Here is a 16088-nt window from a genome sequence, read left to right as displayed (position 1 = left end):
TCATCTGGACGTTCGACCAGTATTTCAGGAAGTCTTACCCTGTTTAGACTGGTTATGGGCAAAGTATATGCGCCGATGATTGGGATTCTCTCACATGGGGTTTACAGACCCGTACACGCCGACGAAGAAGCACTACGAGTGTACCGACTGCCGAGCCCGGACGACCGACGAGGTCGGCGACGAGTGCCCCGACTGCGGCGGGACGCTGCAGAACCTGTCCGTCGGTCGGTGGTGAGGCTCACACCCACCCGCGACAGAAGTTGTGGGTGGCCAGCACTTTGCCCTCGGCGGTGACGTAGACGCCGACCCCGCCGCTCTCCCAGCGCTCGCGCAGGATGTTCTCGCGGTGGCCCGAGGAGTTCATCCACTGCTCGACCAGCGCCGTAGCGAGTTGCTCGTCGGTCTCGTAGGTCTCGACGGCGCCGCTGTCGCGTTCGACCGGGCGGCCGGCCCACGAGAGCGCGATGTTCTCGCCGTAGGCACGACAGCCCGCACTGACCTCCCGGTAGCGGTCGAACGGCCCCTCGCCGTCGGGGTTGGTGTGCGAGAAGTAGTCTCTATCGGCCATGTCCTCGCTGTGGGCGCGTGCGACCGACGCCACCGTCGGGTTCCACTCCAGCGCGTCGAGTCCCCGCTCGGCCCGTCGGTCGTTGACTTCTTCGTGGATCAGCCGTTCGACAGAGTCGCTGTCGATCTCGATGTCGCCGTCGCTGTAGGCCGAAACGTTCGGATCGCCCGGAGCGGTGTCGGCCCCGCCCAGCACCCCCGGCAGGTCGACGGCGCCCGGCGCGACGCCGGCGGCCTGCAGCACCACCGCGGCCACGATGGCGACGCCGACCGCGACGACGACGAACCGAACCAGTCCGAACAGGACGCCGACGAGCAGCGACACCAGCCGGTAGGCGATCCGCGCCGGCGCGGTGAGCAATCGAACGAGCGTCGAGTCGGAACTCATGATTCCCCAGTGGTCGGTGCCGGACGGCGGCCGCTGTCGCCCCCGACCCCCCGAGTCGCGGTACGACGAAACCGGTCTTGAGTATGGGGTCGTTACCCGATCGCTGGTGGGACTGACGCTATCCTCCCCAACGGCGTCGTGCAGCGCTCGCGGCGCCGATCTGCCCCGAACAAATGGCTTAACCGCGTCGCACCCCTACTGCGGCTTCGATGACCGACGGGGACCTCGCGCCCGATCCGGCGGCGTTCGCCCGGCTGGGGCCGAGCGTGCGGTCGGCGCTCTCCGAGCGGGGCTTCGAGACGCCCACCGAGCCACAGCGCCGGGCGATCCCGCCGCTTGCCGCCGGCGAGAACGCGCTGGTGATCGCGCCGACGGGCACCGGTAAGACCGAGACCGCGATGCTGCCCGTCTTCGACGCCATCGCCCAGCGGCGGAGGGCGGACGCTGGCGGTGACGACGCCGGAGGACGCAGTTCGTCCTCCGAGCCCTCGCTCACCACGGTTCGCGAGGACGCCGAAGCCGACCCCTACGACGGCTTCGCCGCGCTGTACATCACGCCGCTGCGCGCGCTGAACCGCGACATGCGCGAGCGACTGGAGTGGTGGGGCGAGCAGTTGGACGTCTCCGTCGACGTGCGCCACGGCGATACGACCGACTACCAGCGCCAGAAGCAAGCATCGGATCCGCCGGACGTGCTCGTCACGACGCCGGAGACGCTGCAGGCGATGTTCACCGGCTCGAAGCTCCGCGAGGCGCTGGCGACGATCGACCACGTCGTGATCGACGAGGTCCACGAACTCGCGGCGTCGAAGCGCGGCGCCCAGCTTGCGATCGCGCTGGAGCGACTGCGTGAGGTGGCCGGCCCGCTCCAGCGCATCGGCCTCTCGGCGACGGTCGGCGATCCACAAGAAGTCGCGGACTTTCTCACCGGCGGGCGTGAGTGTGCGATTCGAGAAGTCGACGTGGGAAGCCGGATCGACCTCTCCGTCACGGAGCCCGAGATCACCGACGCCGACGAGAAGCTTTCCGGACAGCTGATGACCTCGGCCGAGATCGCCAGCCACGTCCGGGCGATCGGCGAGATAGTCGACGAGAACGAGTCGACGCTGATCTTCGTCAACACGCGCCAGACCGCCGAGGCGCTGGGATCGCGGTTCAAGGCGATCGCTCCCGACGGTTCGATCGACGCTCCTGTGCCGGATGTCTCGGTCGGCGTCCACCACGGCTCGCTCTCGAAGGAGGCCCGGATCGACGTCGAGGACCGATTCAAGGCCGGCGAGATCGACGCCCTGCTGTGTACCTCCTCGATGGAACTGGGCATCGACGTGGGCCACGTCGATCACGTCGTCCAGTATTCGAGTCCGCGGCAGGTCGCTCGCATCCTCCAGCGTGTCGGGCGTGCGGGCCACCGCAGTGATCAGGTGTCTCGTGGCACGATTCTCACGACTCGACCGGACGACACGTTCGAGGCGCTGGCGATCGCCCGCCGCGCGACCGAGGGCGAGGTCGAGCGCGCGCCGATCCACGAGGGGAGTCTCGACGCCGTCGCCAACCAGATCGTCGCGCTGGCGATGGGTCACGAGGAGATCGGTGCCCGGAACGCCTACGAGATCGTCACCGCGGCGTATCCCTTCCGGAATCTCCCCGAGGAGACGTTCCGCGAGGTGGTCCGCGAACTGGCGAACAACCGGGTGATCTGGTTAGAAGAGGAGTACGACCGGATCGAGAAGACCGGCGGCACGTGGCAGTACGTCTACGCCAACCTCTCGATGATCCCCGACGAGGAGACCTACGAAGTCCACGACGTGGCCAGCGGGCGCCAGATCGGCACTCTCGACGAGCGCTTCGTCGTCAACTTCGCCCAGCCCGGCGAGGTGTTCATCCAGCGCGGCGAGATGTGGCGCATCACGACCATCGACGACGAGGAGAGCGAGGTGAAAGTCTCCCCGATCGAAGACCCTGCGGGAGAGGTTCCCTCGTGGATCGGCCAAGAGATTCCGGTCCCCAAGGCGGTCGCCGGCGAGGTCGGCGAGATGCGTCGCGTCGCCGGGCCGCAGTTCGAACAGGGGCCGGCCGACGCGGCCGCGGTCGACGCCGCCGCCGTTGCCGGTGAGTTCACCGGCCGCTACCCGACCGACGAGGGCACCGCGAGCGACGCCCTAGAGCAGGTTCGGCGTCACGTCGAGACTGGAACTGCCCTGCCGACCGACGACCGCATCCTGATCGAACGACAGGGGCGGTCCGTCGTCGTCAACGCCTGTCTCGGCCACACGGTCAACGAGACGCTGGGCCGGTTGCTGTCTTCGATGCTCGGCCAGCGCAGCGGCTCGTCGGTCGGGCTGGAGGTCGACCCCTACCGGATCGAACTGGAGGTGCCCACCAGCATCTCGACGCCGGAGATTGTCGAGGTCCTAGAGGAAACCGATCCCGACCACGTCAGGGCGATCATCGAGTTGAGCCTCAAAAACTCCGACGCATTGAAGTTCCGGCTGGCGCAGGTCGCCGAGCAGTTCGGCCGCATCAAGCGCTGGCAGGGCGAGGCCAGCGTCTCCCAGAACCGACTGCTCGCGGCGCTGGAGGACACGCCCGTCTACGAGGAAGCGGTCCGCGAGGTGTTCCACGAGGATCTGGCGGTCGACGCCGCCGGCGAGGTGCTGACCGCGATCCAGTCAGGCGACCTCGCCGTCGAGACCGTCGGCGGCCATACGCCGATCGGCGCCGGCGGGCGGTCGTCCGGGCAGGAGCTGCTCTCGCCCGAAAACGCCGACGCGAGCGTCATCGAGACGGTCCGCGAGCGTATTCAGAATGACCGCGTGATTCTACTGTGTCTGCACTGCACCGACTGGAAGACGCCGAAGCCGGTGCGTCGAGTGCGCGACCAACCAGAGTGTCCGGAGTGTGGATCGACGCGGATCGCCGCGCTGAACCCGTGGGCCGACGAGGTCGTCAAAGCGGTTCGCTCCCAAGACCGGGACGAAGAACAAGAAGACATGGTCGAGCGCGCCTATCGGGCCGCTAGCCTCGTCCAGAGCCACGGCAAGCGGGCCGTGATCGCGCTGGCTGCTCGCGGCGTCGGGCCGCACAACGCTGCTCGAATCATCAACAAGCTTCGGGAGGACGAGGACGCGTTCTACCGGGACATCCTCGAGCAGGAGCGCCAGTACGCGCGAACTCAGTCGTTCTGGGACTAAGCCGACGCAGCCGAGCCGCGACGCCGAGTATCGGCGCCGACACGCGGCGCTGACGACTTATCATGTGGTTAGTTGGCGACACGCCGGCGAGCCGTCGCCCGGAGGCGCGGAGCGACGGTCGCCGACTGACGACGCGGTGGTCAGAGCAGGGAGAACAGGTAGACGACCCACGAGGCGAACCCAATAGCACCAAGTCCAGCGATCAGGAGTGGGCTGACCGTTCTCCCGTCGTCGCCGTACAGTTTGTAGCCCGAGAAGACGGCGAACAGTCCGAACAGGGGGATTAGAACCCACGAGATGATCGCGGAAATCGTCCCGCCCCACAGGTAGAGGCGGCCGTCTTCGGTCCACTTGCGTGCACTGGTTCCGGGCTGTTTGGTGTCACTCATGAGCAGTGGGGGCTCACTTCCCTCTCCTCCCCCCGAAACTTACTAATCGATTAGTTAGACTTAACGGCTACGGTTCGAGGCGCTCACTGCAGGTAGCCGAGTTCTTCCAGTTGGTCCCGTCGAGCGCCGGAGATTTCGACTTCGTCGCTCGTCTCGGCGTGTTCGAAGGAGTCGAGCCACGAATCGAGTCGCTCTTCGAGGTCGGCCGCGATGTCGGGTCGCTCGTTCACCAGACTCGATCGCTCGGCGGAATCCTCGGCGACGTGGTACAGCTCTCGGTTGCCATCCGACCCCCGAACGAACTTGTACTCGGGCGTCCGGACGGCACGCAGTGAGCGGTCGAACCGGTAGACGTACTCGGGCAGTTCGCCCACCTGTCGCTTCAGGGCGTCCATCGTCGGCTGTGGATGCAGGTACTCGGCGTACACTTGTTCGGGCGGTTCGGCGCCGGTGTCCGGATGGAGCGACCGTCCCTGAAACTCCTCGCGGGCGGCGGGCGCTTCGGCGCCAGCGGCGTCCAACAGGGTCGGCGCGAGATCGACGAGGCTTACGAGGTCGTCGACCTCGCCGCCGTCCTCGAAGCCGGGACCGTGGACGACCAGCGGGACGTGCAAGAGCGTGTCGTACAGGCAGTACTGATGGTCCATCATTCCGTGGTCGCCGAGGTTCTCGCCGTGGTCGCCCACGACAACGAGAATGGTGTCGTCCCACTCGCCGGCGTCGATGAGCGCCTCGCGGAGCCGGTCGATCTGGGCGTCGAGGTGAGCTATCTCTGCCTGATAGAGGTCCCGGAGTATCGCGAACTCCTCGCGGGCGTGGTTGACGTTGCCGACCAGATACTCCCACGGGTCCTGTTCGAGCGCGGCCGCCTCGTAGTAGCTGACCTCGTCGTCGAGGAACTGCTCGGCGTACTCTCTGGGCGGGTCGTACTCCAGATGGGGTTCGATGTAGTTGGCAAAGAGAAAGAAGGGCCGATCGTCCGACCGGCCGGCGAGCCAGTCGTCGATCCAGCCGGTCGTGCGCTCGGCGCCGCTGTCGCGCCGGCCGTACAGATATTTGGCGTACGCTGCGTTGATCAGATTTCGGACGGGATTACCGGAGAGCGCCCGTCTGAAGACTCCCTGTGCACTCTCCTCGTCCTGTACTTGTACCATCTCCCAGAGCATGTTCCCCTCTCCCGGGAGGAGTTGCCACGCTTTGCGCAGCGTGTCGAACCCGTCGAACCCCGACTCGGGCGTCACCCACGTGTTGTTCGTGATGCCGACCGTCTCGTAGCCGGCCTCGCCGAGCAGTTCTGGGAGCGTGGGGTGGGCGTCGCCGAGATACTCGTGGCCGGAGTAAGCGCCGTGCTTTGAGGGATACAGCCCGGTAAACAGTGATCCGTGGGAGGGAAGCGTCCACGGCGCCGCGGAGAATGCACGAGTGAACCGGGTTCCGGCGTCGCCCAGCGTCGAGATCGTCGGCGCGGTCGTAGCCGTCACGTCGCGGTCACGGGCCGTGTCCATCACGACGACGGCGATATTAGGTGCTTCTCGCATAGGTTACAGGTGCGCTACGACGGATCGCCTGTAAGCCGTTATTGGACGAAAGGTAAGTTCATAGCCCGTTCTGTGAGCTATACTGAGGCTTGTGGCCGATTGGTGGCCCTGCGGTTTTGCGTACCGACGATTGGTTTTCGACTCTCTGCGAGCGTCCGTCGAATCACGGCGGCTGCTCCAACGTAAGCCGGGCGTACTGGTGGTCCGGCGCGTTCAACGCGTCGAGGCCAGCGACCAGTTCGTCGCGGAGTCGATCGCACTCGCCCGGGCGTTCCTCGGCGAGGTTCGTCTTCGGAATCTCGTCGGTCACGTCGAACAGCATCGGCCCGTCGAGCTGCGCGTAGCTGTCGGCCTCGAACCGCCAGACGGGGCCGTCGGCGTGGGCGACGAACTCGCCGGCTTCGGCGTCGTGCTTCGGCGTCGCCGGCAAGGGGAACCCCCGGGCGTTCATCATGGTCGTCGAGTGGCAGCGGCTCGGAACGGCGGGATCGCAGGGCTGGAGATACGCGTACTCGCCGTCGGTGACGTTGACCGCCGATCCCCAGTAGCCGTACAGCGCGCGGTCGCGGTGGGAATGCAGATTCTCGGCGTCGGCGTCGCCCGCGAGCAGGAGGTGGAGGCTCCGGCTGTGGACGCGGTCGGCCGCGCTCTCGTCGATCCCGAGCAGGTCCAGCACGGTCGCGTAGAGGTCGACCGCCGCGGTCAGCGACTCGATCCGATCGCCGTTGTGCGCGCCCTCTGGATGCCAGATCAAAAGCGGCGTCCGGGCGAGCACGTCGTACACCGGCGCTTCGTTTTTGCCGACCCAGCCGTGCTCGCCCAGCAGGAAGCCGTGGTCGCTCGTGACGATCACGGCGGTGTCGTCCCACAACTCGGCGTCGTCGAGCGCGTCGAGCACGCGCCCGAACCACCGATCTGCCATCGTCACCTTGCCGGCGAACTGCGACCGGACGAACGCGAGCTGGCGCTCGGCGAGCGCGCTCTGACCCTCGTCGATGCGGCCGTAGTACGGCCAGATGTCCAGCTCCGGATCGCGGGGATCCTCGTCGGTGTACATCGAGGCGTACGGCTCCGGACAGTGAAACGGCTCGTGCACGTCGAAGCTGTCGACGTAGCAGAACCACCGGTCCCACTCCCGGTTTGCCCGTAGCCACTCCGCGGTCCGCGAGAACAGTCGGGGCGCAAAGGCGTTTCGCTCGTCGTCCTCGACGCCGAGGCGGGCGGCGTTCCGGGCGTACACCGACCGGTTGACGTAGCCGACGCCGTCGGTCGGGTCGGTCTCACGGTCGAGCGTCTGGTCGAGCAGGCGGTCGTCGGGCTGCTTGGGCGCGGTCTGCCACGCGTCGTACTCGTGGCCGCGGAGGAACTCGAACCCGGTGTAGTCCTCGTAGTAGCCGTGAGCGCCGTGCTGGAAGTAGTGGAAGTGGTCGGTGAGCAACTGCGTCAGGACGCCGTCGTCGCGCGCGACGCGAGCGAGGTGGTCGTCGTAGGGCTCGATCGGTCCCCACGACCGCCAGAGGAACTCCTTGACGCCGGTGTGCCACTCCCGCCGTGCCGGCATGCAGGGCAGGCTCCCGGCGTAGTGGGTGTCGAAGACGGCGGCGCGTTCGGCGAACCGGTCGAGGTTCGGCGTCTCGACGGCGTAGTCGACACAGCTCGGCTCGTCCGCGTACGCGCCGAGGAAATCCCGCCGCAGGCTGTCGATCGACAGCAGAAGGACGTTCGTCACGGATCGGCCCCCGAAGGGTCGGCATCGTCGCGGGACGCCGCCCCGACTGCGGCGTCGTCGCGGCCGCTGGGCGCCGATGCGACCGCGGCATCGCTGCCGTCGTGGGATGCCGATACGTCCGCGGCGTCTGCCTCGATTGCGGCGTCGAGCAGGGCACCGAACTCATCGCCCGTCTGGAGGTCGCCGTCGACGAGCACGAACGGTCCCGCTCGGCAGGCGTCACAGCGCTCCCGGCAGGGGGCGACCGAGAGGTCGATTTCGCGCCGCCGGGCGGCGGCGCGACACGCCGGGGAGAGGTTGCGAAGGCAGCACTCGACAGTCGGTGTCATGTGATCGAGTTCCACGGCCCGGAAAATAAACGGCGGCCGCGAGACGCCGATATCGGGTCGCTGACCTGTCCGTAAGCTCGATACGTGGCGCGTGGGCTTTTTGCCGCCCGTCTCGGCGTTCGAACGGGGGGAGACCGATGAACGACGACACACGCACGCAACCGACAACAGACGACGAGGGAAAGGCTGTGATCGACGCCAGCGGCGAACACATCGGCGAGGTCTCGGAACTGCGCGGCGAGACCATCGTCGTCGACGCAAAGTCGTCGATCACCGACCAGATCAAGTCCGTGCTGGGTTGGGGGCAGACCGACGACGCCTACCGCATCGACCGGAGCCAGATCGACCGAATCACCGACGAGGCGGTCCACGTCCACACGACCGAGGGGTCGGGCGAGCAGTCCGACGACCGGATGGGAAGTGGCGGACGGACGGTCGAGGACGAACGGACTGAGCACGACGAGACCGGACGCGAGGGCGACGCGGCGTCGCACGATACTGCCGAGACCGGCGCCCGGCCGATGGAGTCGGACGAGCGCCGGGACGAGCCAGCCAGCCGTGACGACCGCGACGCGGACGACGACCGGGAGGGACTTACGGACGACGAACTTCGGGACAGAGAAGAGGACGATCGAGAAGGTCTGACGGACGACGAACTCCGCGACGCGGGCGACGACGATCGGGAGGAAAGACGCTGACTCCACAATCTCTTTGCGCCGGCCCGCGCAAGTTCGGGGTATGAATTTCGCACCAGGGGCATGGAAGTACGCGCTGGTCCCACTGCTGGGCGCGTTTCCGGCGCTGATCTTCAGCCCCGGAGTGACGGCCGTCCTGCTCGCGCTCGCGGGCGCCGTGCTGTACTTCTACCGCGACCCCGAGCGGACAGCGCCGGTCTCGGGCGTCGCCGCGCCGGCCGACGGCAAGGTCTCGGTGCTCCGCGAGGAGGACGGCCGCGTTCGCGTCGGCGTGTTCATGAACGTCTGGGACGTCCACGTCAATCGCGCGCCGATGGGCGGGACGGTCGAAACTGTCGAGCACGTTCCCGGGGCGCATCGTCCGGCCTTCGCCAAGGAGTCCGACCGCAACGAGCGCGTCCGGATCGCGTTCGAGGATTACGAGGTCACGCTGGTCGCGGGGGCGTTCGCCCGGCGCATCCACCCCTATCTGGAAGCGGATGACGCCGTCGAGCGCGGTGACCGGATCGGCCACATCTCTTTCGGAAGCCGGGCCGACGTGCTGTTGCCGCCAACGTTCGACCGCGAGGACGTCGTCGTCGAGCGCGGCGAGAAAGTGACCGCCGGCGAGACCGTAATCGCACGCCGCGGCGGCGACGGACCGGTCGACGAGTTCGATGCCGCCGAACAGTTCGACGCCGAAGCTTCCGACGAGGGCCGGACCGATCTTGGCGATAGTCAGACCGAATCCGCCGAGCGTACCGGTGTCGGGATGGTCGACGAGCGCGAGTAGCCGGCGTCAGTACGCGCCCGGCGAAGGATCGACGCTCTCGACGGCCCGCTCGAAGTGCTCGCCCGTGATTTCGATCTCGTCGGCGCGCTCGTCAGCCTCTTCGGGACCCAGTTTCTCGGCCATCTCGCGGATCGCCAGCATCGACGCCTCGCGGACGATCGCTTCGAGGTCGGCGCCGGTGTACCCCTCCAGATCGTCCGCGAGCGCGTCGAGATCGACATCCTCGGCGAACGGCTTCCCGCGGCCGTGGACTTCGACGATCGCGCGGCGTCCGTCGGCGTCCGGCTGGGGAACCTCGACGTGCGTGTCGAGCCGGCCGGGTCGGAGCAGCGCGGGGTCGATGGCGTCCTTGCGGTTCGTCGCCGCGAGCACGACGAGGTTCGGGTTCTCGACGAGTCCGTCGAGCTCGGTCAGCAGTTGGGAGACGACGCGCTCGGTCACCTCGTGGCTGTCCTCGCGCTTGGCGGCGATGGCGTCGATCTCGTCGAAGAAGACGATCGACGGCGCCGACGTGCGGGCGCGCTCGAACACCTCGCGGACGGCCTTCTCGGACTCGCCGACGTACCGATCGAGCAGCTCGGGGCCGTTGACGTGGACGAAGTTCACGTCGCTCTCGCCGGCCAGTGCCCGCGCCAGCAGCGTCTTCCCGGTGCCCGGGGGTCCGTACAGCAGGACGCCGCTGGGCGGGGCGGTGTTTGTCTCGGCGAAGAGCCGATCGTACGCCAGCGGCCACTCGACGGCCTCGCGCAGGGTTTGCTTGGCGTCGTCGAGCCCGCCTACGTCGTCGTAGCCGACCTCGGGCGTCTCGGCGACGAACTCGCGCATCGCGGAGGGGTCGACCGCGGCCATCGCGGCGTCGAAGTCGGCTTTCGTCACTTCGAGGTCGGCCTCGGCGAGGTCGTCGGCCTCGCCGCGGATCCGCCGGAGCGCCAGCATCGCCGCCTCCGAGACCAGCGCGTCCACGTCGGCGCCGACGAAGCCGTGGGTCCGGTCGGCCAGCGTGTCGACGGACACGTCCTCCGCGAGCGGCATCCCGCGGGTGTGGACCTGAAAGATCTCGCGGCGCCCCTCGGCCCCGGGGACGCCGATCTCGATCTCGCGGTCGAACCGGCCGCCCCGGCGCAGGGCGGGGTCGATGGCGTCGACGCGGTTGGTCGCGCCGATCACGATCACGTCGCCCCGGGAGTCGAGCCCGTCCATCAGCGAGAGCAACTGGGCGACGACGCGGTTTTCCACGTCGCCGGCGTCGTCGCGCTGGCCCGCGATCGAGTCGATCTCGTCGAAGAAGATGATCGTCGGGGCGTTCTCGCTTGCCGTCTCGAAGATCTCTCGGATGCGCTCTTCGCTTTCGCCCTTGTACTTCGACATGATCTCCGGGCCGGAGACGTTGATGAACTGGGCGTTGACCTCGTTGGCGACGGCCTTGGCGATCAGCGTCTTGCCGGTGCCGGGCGGGCCATAGAGCAGGACGCCCTTGGGCGGGTCGACGCCGAGCCGCCGGAACAGATCGGGCTGATCCAGCGGGAGTTCGATCATCTCGCGGACCTGTTCGAGCTCGTCGTCGAGACCGCCGATGTCCTCGTAGCTGACGCCGGTCGGCGTCACCGCCGGTTCGTCGGCGTCGCCGGTCGATCCACCGCCTGACGCCGCAGTGTCACCCGCCGATTGCCCCCCAGCAGTGCCGCTGTCTGCCAACGACCCGTCGCTCGATGTTGCCGTGCCGGCATCGCCGGACGCCGCGTCGGCGTCGACGCGAACGACGGTGTGGTTGCTCACGCGCACCGGTTCGTGGGGCGTGGTCGACTCGACGCTGAACGGCTGGTCGGCGATCTGCTCCAACCGGACCTGCTCGCCCTCGCTGACGGGCCTGTCGTGGAGCGTCCGCGTCGCGACGCGCTGGATCAGGTCTTCGTCGACGTTGGCCAGCGACGCCGGCGGCGACAGCGTCACCGAAACTGCCTCCTCCAGTGTTCCGTGACGAACCGAGACGGTGTCACCGATGCTGACGCCCGCGTTGGACCGCGTGTCGGCGTCGATCAGCACGGCGTCGTCGGGCACGTCGTCGCCCGCGGGCCAGACCTTCGTCGCGGTGACGCGCTCGCCCTCGATGACGACGGTGTCGCCGCTGAGTACGCCCAGTTCGTTTCGGGCGGGATCCGAGAGCCGCGCGACGCCGCGTCCAGCGTCGCGCTTCTGGGCCCCTTTTACCGTCAGCGTGATTCCGTCGCCGTTCTGCTCGCTCATGGCCCAGTTTTGCCGCCCGGCGGCCTTGAACCATTCCCCTCGCGTCGTTGACTCGTGCTGGGATTCGGACGCTTCGCCGTCACTGTTCGTCGCCGAGTTCGCCCTCCCAGTAGTCGACGGCGTCCTCGCGCCGGTACGATCCCGAGAGCGGACGATCGCCAGTCCCGCCCGGTGGCGACCCGCCGAACAGCGTGATCTTCTCGGAGTCGGGGTAGACGCCGATGTCGGGGTCGTTCATCGTCGAGAACGCCAGATACCGGAGCGGCTCGTCGGAATCGTTGATGATCCTGTGAGCGCCGTCCTCGCCCGCCGGGAACGCGGCGTAATCGCCCGCCACCAGAGCCACTTGCTCGTCGGCGCCACGAAGTTGGCCCTCGCCGGCGAGCACGTAGATTGCCTCCTCGTTGCCGGTGTGGTAGTGGTACGGCCACGACTTCTTGCCCGCCGGGAGTTCGTAGAGGCTACAGCCCAGTTCCTCGGCGTCAGTGGCGTCGGCCAGTCGCTTGCGCCGGAACGCCGTCTCGCCGCGCTCCAGAGATTCCCAGTCGAGATCGTCCTCGTTGACGGTCGGCATACCTGCACGCTCGCGGTGCCCGATCAAAATTTCTGGGGTGGGTTCTGGAGGAAGTCGTGAGCTCACCGATCGAGTTCGCCGCCGGAGGAAGTCGTGAGCTTACCGATCGACTTCTCCCATGATCGTGTCCAGACTCCCCAGCGAGGCGATCAGGTCGGCGACGTAGCCGCCCGAACCGAACTCGGGCAGGGACTGGAGATTCGAGAAGGAGGGGCCGCGGATCTTGAACCGGGCGGGTTTGTCGGTGCCGTCGGCGCGGATGTAGATACCGAGTTCACCCTTGGCGGCCTCGACGGCCCGGTAAATCTCGGTGTCGGGATCGGGCTTGATCGTCCGCGGGACGTTGCTCTGAATCTCGCGGTCGTCCTCGGGCCACTCTTCGAGCAGGTCGATACACTGCTCGATGATCTTGCCCGATTCGGCGATCTCCTCCATCCGGACCAGCAGCCGGGAGTAGTTGTCACAGCCGTCCCGGACGACGACGTTCCAGTCCAGTTCCTCGTAGTAGCCGTAGGGGTCGTCCCGCCGGAGGTCGTAGTCGATGCCCGAGCCGCGGGCGACCGGGCCGGTGCAGCCGTACTGCTTTGCGACCTCGGGTTCGAGCACACCGGTGTCGACGGCTCTGGCCTGCAGGAACTCGTTGTTCGAGAGCAAGTCGTGGTACTCCTCCAGTCGGCGAGGGAGTTCGTTGAGGAACTCCCGGACCTGCTCGAAGAACTCCTCGCGGGGTTCGGGCAGGTCCCACGCGACGCCGCCGAGTCGGAAGTAGTTGAACATCAGGCGCTGGCCGGTCAGGTCCTCGACGATCTTCTGGACGACCTCGCGGTCCCGCGTCGAGTACATGAACGTCGCGGTGAAGTCGCCGACGACGTCGAGCGCGTACGCGCCGGTCGCCAGCAGGTGTCCGAGGATGCGGCTGAACTCGGCACACATCGTCCGGATCACCTGCGCGTACTCGGGCACGTCCAGATCGGCCAGATCCTCCGCGACGCGGGCGTAGGCCCACTCGTTGCACATCCCGGCGCCGCCCCAGTCCCAGCGGTCGGGGTAGGGCATGATCTGGTGGCGATACGTACACTGCTGGCACATCTGCTCCTCGCAGCGGTGGATGTAGCCGATGTCGGGCTCGACATCGACGACCGTCTCCCCGTCGAGCACCGTTTCGAGATGCATCACTCCGTGGGTCGCGGGGTGGTGCGGACCGATGTTGAGCAGCATCGTCTCGGTGCCGTCGCTCTCGCTGGCTTTGCGCTTTGCCTCGACGGGATTGTCGTTCTCGCGGTACGCGACCAGCTGCGGGCGCTCCTGATTGAACTCCTCTCGGAGCGGGTGGCCCTGCCACGTCTCGGGCAGCAGAATGCGGCGCAGGTCGGGGTGGTCCTCGTACTCGATCCCGACGAGGTCGTAGGCCTCGCGCTCGTGCCAGTCGGCGGTCGTAAACACGGGCGCTGCGCTCTCGCTGACGGGGTCGTCGGCGCTGGTCGGCACGACGACGCTGAGTTCCCGTGTCGGGTCGTCGTAGCTCCGCAGGTGGTAGATCGACTCGTAGCGGTCCTCGTACTGCTGGGCGGTCACGCAGGCGAGATGGTCGAAGCCGGCCTCCTCGCGCAGCGTCGAGAGGACGCTCTGGACCTCGTCGGGCCGAATAACGATCCCCTCGGCGTTGACGTGGTGCTCCCGGTCGAGAACGCGCTCACCCAGCAGCGCCTCGGCGCGGTCGGCAACTCCTCGCTCGGACGGTACGGCGGCGTCGGCGTCGTGCTCTAGAGACATGTGGAAATCACGCGAAGTCGATGTGTCAGTCTACGACTCCGACGGTGTTTGTTTCACTGCCTCACGAGAGAGGGTATTTTATACGTGCATCCTCTCGGGTCGCTATGAAGTATCTCCGACTCGCGCTGGCGCTGCCGCCCGAGCAGCGGCATCCCATGCACCAGTTCGTCGTCGAGAGCGACGAGTACGGCCCCTCACGGCAGTTACATTGGAGCGTCGGCGTCGACGGGTCGATCTCGACGATCTTTCGCGTCGAGGGCGACCCCGACGAGTACGTCGACGCGCTGGCGGCTGTCGACTCCGTCGAGTCGTATCACGTCGCGCCGTCCGGCGGCGAGTTTTATCTCTACATCCGCGAGGACCTCCCCGAGCGCGAGCGCCAGATCACGACGGCGCTCGACCACGAGGGACTGCTCATCGTGCCGCCGATCGTCTATCGGGTCGACGGCTGTGGCGAGTTTACCTTGGTCGGCACGTCCGAGGCGGTCCAAAACGCCGTCGACGCGGTGCCAGAGCCGATCGACGTGGAAGTGCTCGAAGTCGGCCAGTACAGCGCGCAGCCGTTCGATCACGCGACTGACCTGACCGATCGCCAGCGCGAAGCCGTTCGCGCCGCGATCGAGTGTGGGTACTACGAGACGCCCCGATCGGGGTCTGTCGAGGATGTCGCCGACACGCTGTCGTGCGCGCCGAGCACCGCCGCCGAACACCTCCGGAAGGCCGAATCGTCGGTGATGCGTCGGCTCGTCACCAACTCGGACGCCGGGGCGTCGCGCTGAGATCGTGCGCCGTCATGTGGCGCCGGAGTAACGACTTTGAGGGATGCGACTCGAACTACTGTCATGGTAGCACACACCGAGCGCGACGAACGCACGTGGTTCGAGTGCGAGGAGTGCGGCCTGCTGTTCGACGACCGCGCAGACGCGCGCCAGCACGAAGGTGCCTGCGACGCCGAAGACCCGCCGTATCTGCAGTAAGGAGCAGCGTTGCGTCGCGAGCGACTTATTCGTCCAGTCGATCGCGGTGCTCGTCGGCCAGTTCCTCGGCCTGTGCTCTAGTCTGGGTGGCTTCCCAGCGCACCTTCGGCGCGTCCCGGTATGCCAGCGCACTTTTCACCGCGTCCCGGAGCACGCCCGTCTCGATGTCGAGCACCTCGCCGTCGGCGTCGCCGAACTCGACGACGCCGTACCGGTCGGGCGCGCGGCCGACGGTCGACCGGTCGAGGTCGCGCCACTGTTTTGCCAAGGGCATCAGCTGTCCTCGACGTACTCGGTGTCGATCCAACCGTCATCGGCCGGTTCGTCGTCTTCCTCGCCAGCCGCCTGGCTCGACGCCGCTGTCTCCTCGTTCGACGCCGCTGCGTCCCCGCTCGATGCGGCGTCGGCGTCGTCCGTCGTTTCCGCGTCAGCGTCGCCCGCTTCCGCGTCGGCGTCGCGCTGGTCGCTGGCTGTGTCGTCCTCGGCAGAGGCGACGATCTCGTAGGCTTCCTCCTGCAGTTCGTCCTCGACGAACACGAACACTCTGCCCCGAGCGACCTCGGGGTCGGCGTCGACGACGATGGCGTGGCCCTCGGCCCGCGCGGTGACGCCGGGGAACAGCTCCTCGGTCTCGCCGGGCTCGACGAAGACGCGACCGACGCCGGTCGTCTCCAGAATGTCGTCGTGGGTGTTGCGGTCGTTGACGTAGGTCAGCACGCCTTCAGTCCCGTCGGGGTCGGTGACGAGGATCTGTACGAGCTTGCCCGGTGCCGTCCGGACGACGCCGTCGGTCTTCCGCGGCGGGCCGTGATAGAACACCTCCCGGCCGTCGAGATACTCGACGGCGATTCCGTCTTCGGAGAACGCCACCCCGATCGTCGAGGGGGCGACGGTGTTGCGCGCGCTCATGGCCGGTGGTTCG

General features: G+C 67.4%; 16 protein-coding genes. 6 read left to right on the top strand and 10 right to left on the bottom strand.

Annotation, left to right across the window (positions count from 1 at the left end; all coding sequences use genetic code 11):
• Positions 1-94 precede the first annotated feature (94 nt).
• Complete coding sequence (locus CRO01_RS16310; protein ID WP_143824896.1) at positions 95-235, top strand: rubrerythrin-like domain-containing protein; 141 nt, start codon at positions 95-97, stop codon at positions 233-235.
• Between the two features lie 3 nt (positions 236-238).
• On the opposite strand, the gene CRO01_RS03375 is transcribed toward CRO01_RS16310, so the two are convergent.
• Entirely contained in the window at positions 239-955 is a 717-nt protein-coding gene (locus tag CRO01_RS03375) for a CAP domain-containing protein (RefSeq protein WP_097007692.1), read from the bottom strand.
• 209 nt (positions 956-1164) lie between these two features.
• Here CRO01_RS03375 and CRO01_RS03370 point away from each other — a divergent pair, with 209 nt between their 5' ends.
• Positions 1165-4146: a DEAD/DEAH box helicase gene (locus CRO01_RS03370; RefSeq protein WP_097007691.1), complete on the top strand. Its 2982-nt coding sequence runs from the start codon at positions 1165-1167 to the stop codon at positions 4144-4146.
• A gap of 140 nt (positions 4147-4286) precedes the next feature.
• Here the strand turns inward: CRO01_RS03370 and CRO01_RS03365 are convergent, their stop codons facing one another.
• From CRO01_RS03365 to CRO01_RS03350, 4 genes are all read right to left on the bottom strand, one after another.
• Positions 4287-4535 (bottom strand): hypothetical protein, encoded by a 249-nt coding sequence (locus CRO01_RS03365; RefSeq protein WP_097007690.1) that lies wholly within the window; start codon positions 4533-4535, stop codon positions 4287-4289.
• Positions 4536-4618: 83 nt separating this feature from the next.
• Positions 4619-6073 carry a sulfatase gene (locus CRO01_RS03360; protein WP_097007689.1) on the bottom strand — a complete coding sequence of 485 codons (1455 nt, stop codon included), beginning with the start codon at positions 6071-6073 and terminating at the stop codon, positions 4619-4621.
• Positions 6074-6236: 163 nt separating this feature from the next.
• Positions 6237-7802 carry a sulfatase gene (locus CRO01_RS03355; protein WP_097007688.1) on the bottom strand — a complete coding sequence of 522 codons (1566 nt, stop codon included), beginning with the start codon at positions 7800-7802 and terminating at the stop codon, positions 6237-6239.
• Positions 7799-8131 (bottom strand): DUF1450 domain-containing protein, encoded by a 333-nt coding sequence (locus CRO01_RS03350; RefSeq protein WP_143824894.1) that lies wholly within the window; start codon positions 8129-8131, stop codon positions 7799-7801. Before CRO01_RS03350 ends, CRO01_RS03355 begins: the two co-directional genes overlap by 4 nt.
• Before the next feature lie 137 nt (positions 8132-8268).
• Between CRO01_RS03350 and CRO01_RS03345 the strand changes: the two genes are divergently transcribed.
• Together CRO01_RS03345 and CRO01_RS03340 are read left to right on the top strand one after the other, a co-directional pair.
• Entirely contained in the window at positions 8269-8829 is a 561-nt protein-coding gene (locus CRO01_RS03345) for a DUF2171 domain-containing protein (RefSeq protein WP_097007686.1), read from the top strand.
• Positions 8830-8869: 40 nt separating this feature from the next.
• Positions 8870-9598, top strand: coding sequence for a protein sorting system archaetidylserine decarboxylase (locus tag CRO01_RS03340; protein ID WP_097007685.1), 729 nt, complete (start codon positions 8870-8872; stop codon positions 9596-9598).
• A gap of 6 nt (positions 9599-9604) precedes the next feature.
• Here the strand turns inward: CRO01_RS03340 and CRO01_RS03335 are convergent, their stop codons facing one another.
• The 3 genes from CRO01_RS03335 to CRO01_RS03325 form a co-directional block, all read right to left on the bottom strand.
• Positions 9605-11842, bottom strand: coding sequence for an AAA family ATPase (locus tag CRO01_RS03335; protein ID WP_097007684.1), 2238 nt, complete (start codon positions 11840-11842; stop codon positions 9605-9607).
• 79 nt (positions 11843-11921) lie between these two features.
• On the bottom strand, positions 11922-12416 hold the full coding sequence (locus CRO01_RS03330) for a cupin domain-containing protein (protein WP_097007683.1): 495 nt from the start codon (positions 12414-12416) through the stop codon (positions 11922-11924).
• Between the two features lie 99 nt (positions 12417-12515).
• Entirely contained in the window at positions 12516-14189 is a 1674-nt protein-coding gene (locus CRO01_RS03325) for an NADH-quinone oxidoreductase subunit D (RefSeq protein ID WP_097007682.1), read from the bottom strand.
• Positions 14190-14293: 104 nt separating this feature from the next.
• Here CRO01_RS03325 and CRO01_RS03320 point away from each other — a divergent pair, with 104 nt between their 5' ends.
• Positions 14294-14968 (top strand): helix-turn-helix domain-containing protein, encoded by a 675-nt coding sequence (locus tag CRO01_RS03320; RefSeq protein ID WP_099458949.1) that lies wholly within the window; start codon positions 14294-14296, stop codon positions 14966-14968.
• 63 nt (positions 14969-15031) lie between these two features.
• Positions 15032-15166 (top strand): DUF7128 family protein, encoded by a 135-nt coding sequence (locus CRO01_RS16985; protein ID WP_259370005.1) that lies wholly within the window; start codon positions 15032-15034, stop codon positions 15164-15166.
• A 25-nt stretch (positions 15167-15191) separates the two neighbouring features.
• Here CRO01_RS16985 and CRO01_RS03315 read toward each other — a convergent pair whose 3' ends face one another.
• Both CRO01_RS03315 and CRO01_RS03310 read right to left on the bottom strand, forming a co-directional pair.
• Complete coding sequence (locus tag CRO01_RS03315; protein ID WP_097007680.1) at positions 15192-15440, bottom strand: DUF7508 domain-containing protein; 249 nt, start codon at positions 15438-15440, stop codon at positions 15192-15194.
• Positions 15440-16075: a DUF5796 family protein gene (locus tag CRO01_RS03310; RefSeq protein ID WP_375097328.1), complete on the bottom strand. Its 636-nt coding sequence runs from the start codon at positions 16073-16075 to the stop codon at positions 15440-15442. The genes CRO01_RS03315 and CRO01_RS03310 overlap by 1 nt, the downstream gene beginning before the upstream one ends.
• Positions 16076-16088: the final 13 nt, after the last annotated feature.

This window comes from Natronoarchaeum philippinense (assembly GCF_900215575.1).
In the GTDB taxonomy this organism is placed as follows: domain Archaea; phylum Halobacteriota; class Halobacteria; order Halobacteriales; family Natronoarchaeaceae; genus Natronoarchaeum; species Natronoarchaeum philippinense.
The sequence above is the reverse complement of the archived record's forward strand: the minus strand, read 5'-3'. Positions and strand labels throughout refer to the sequence as shown.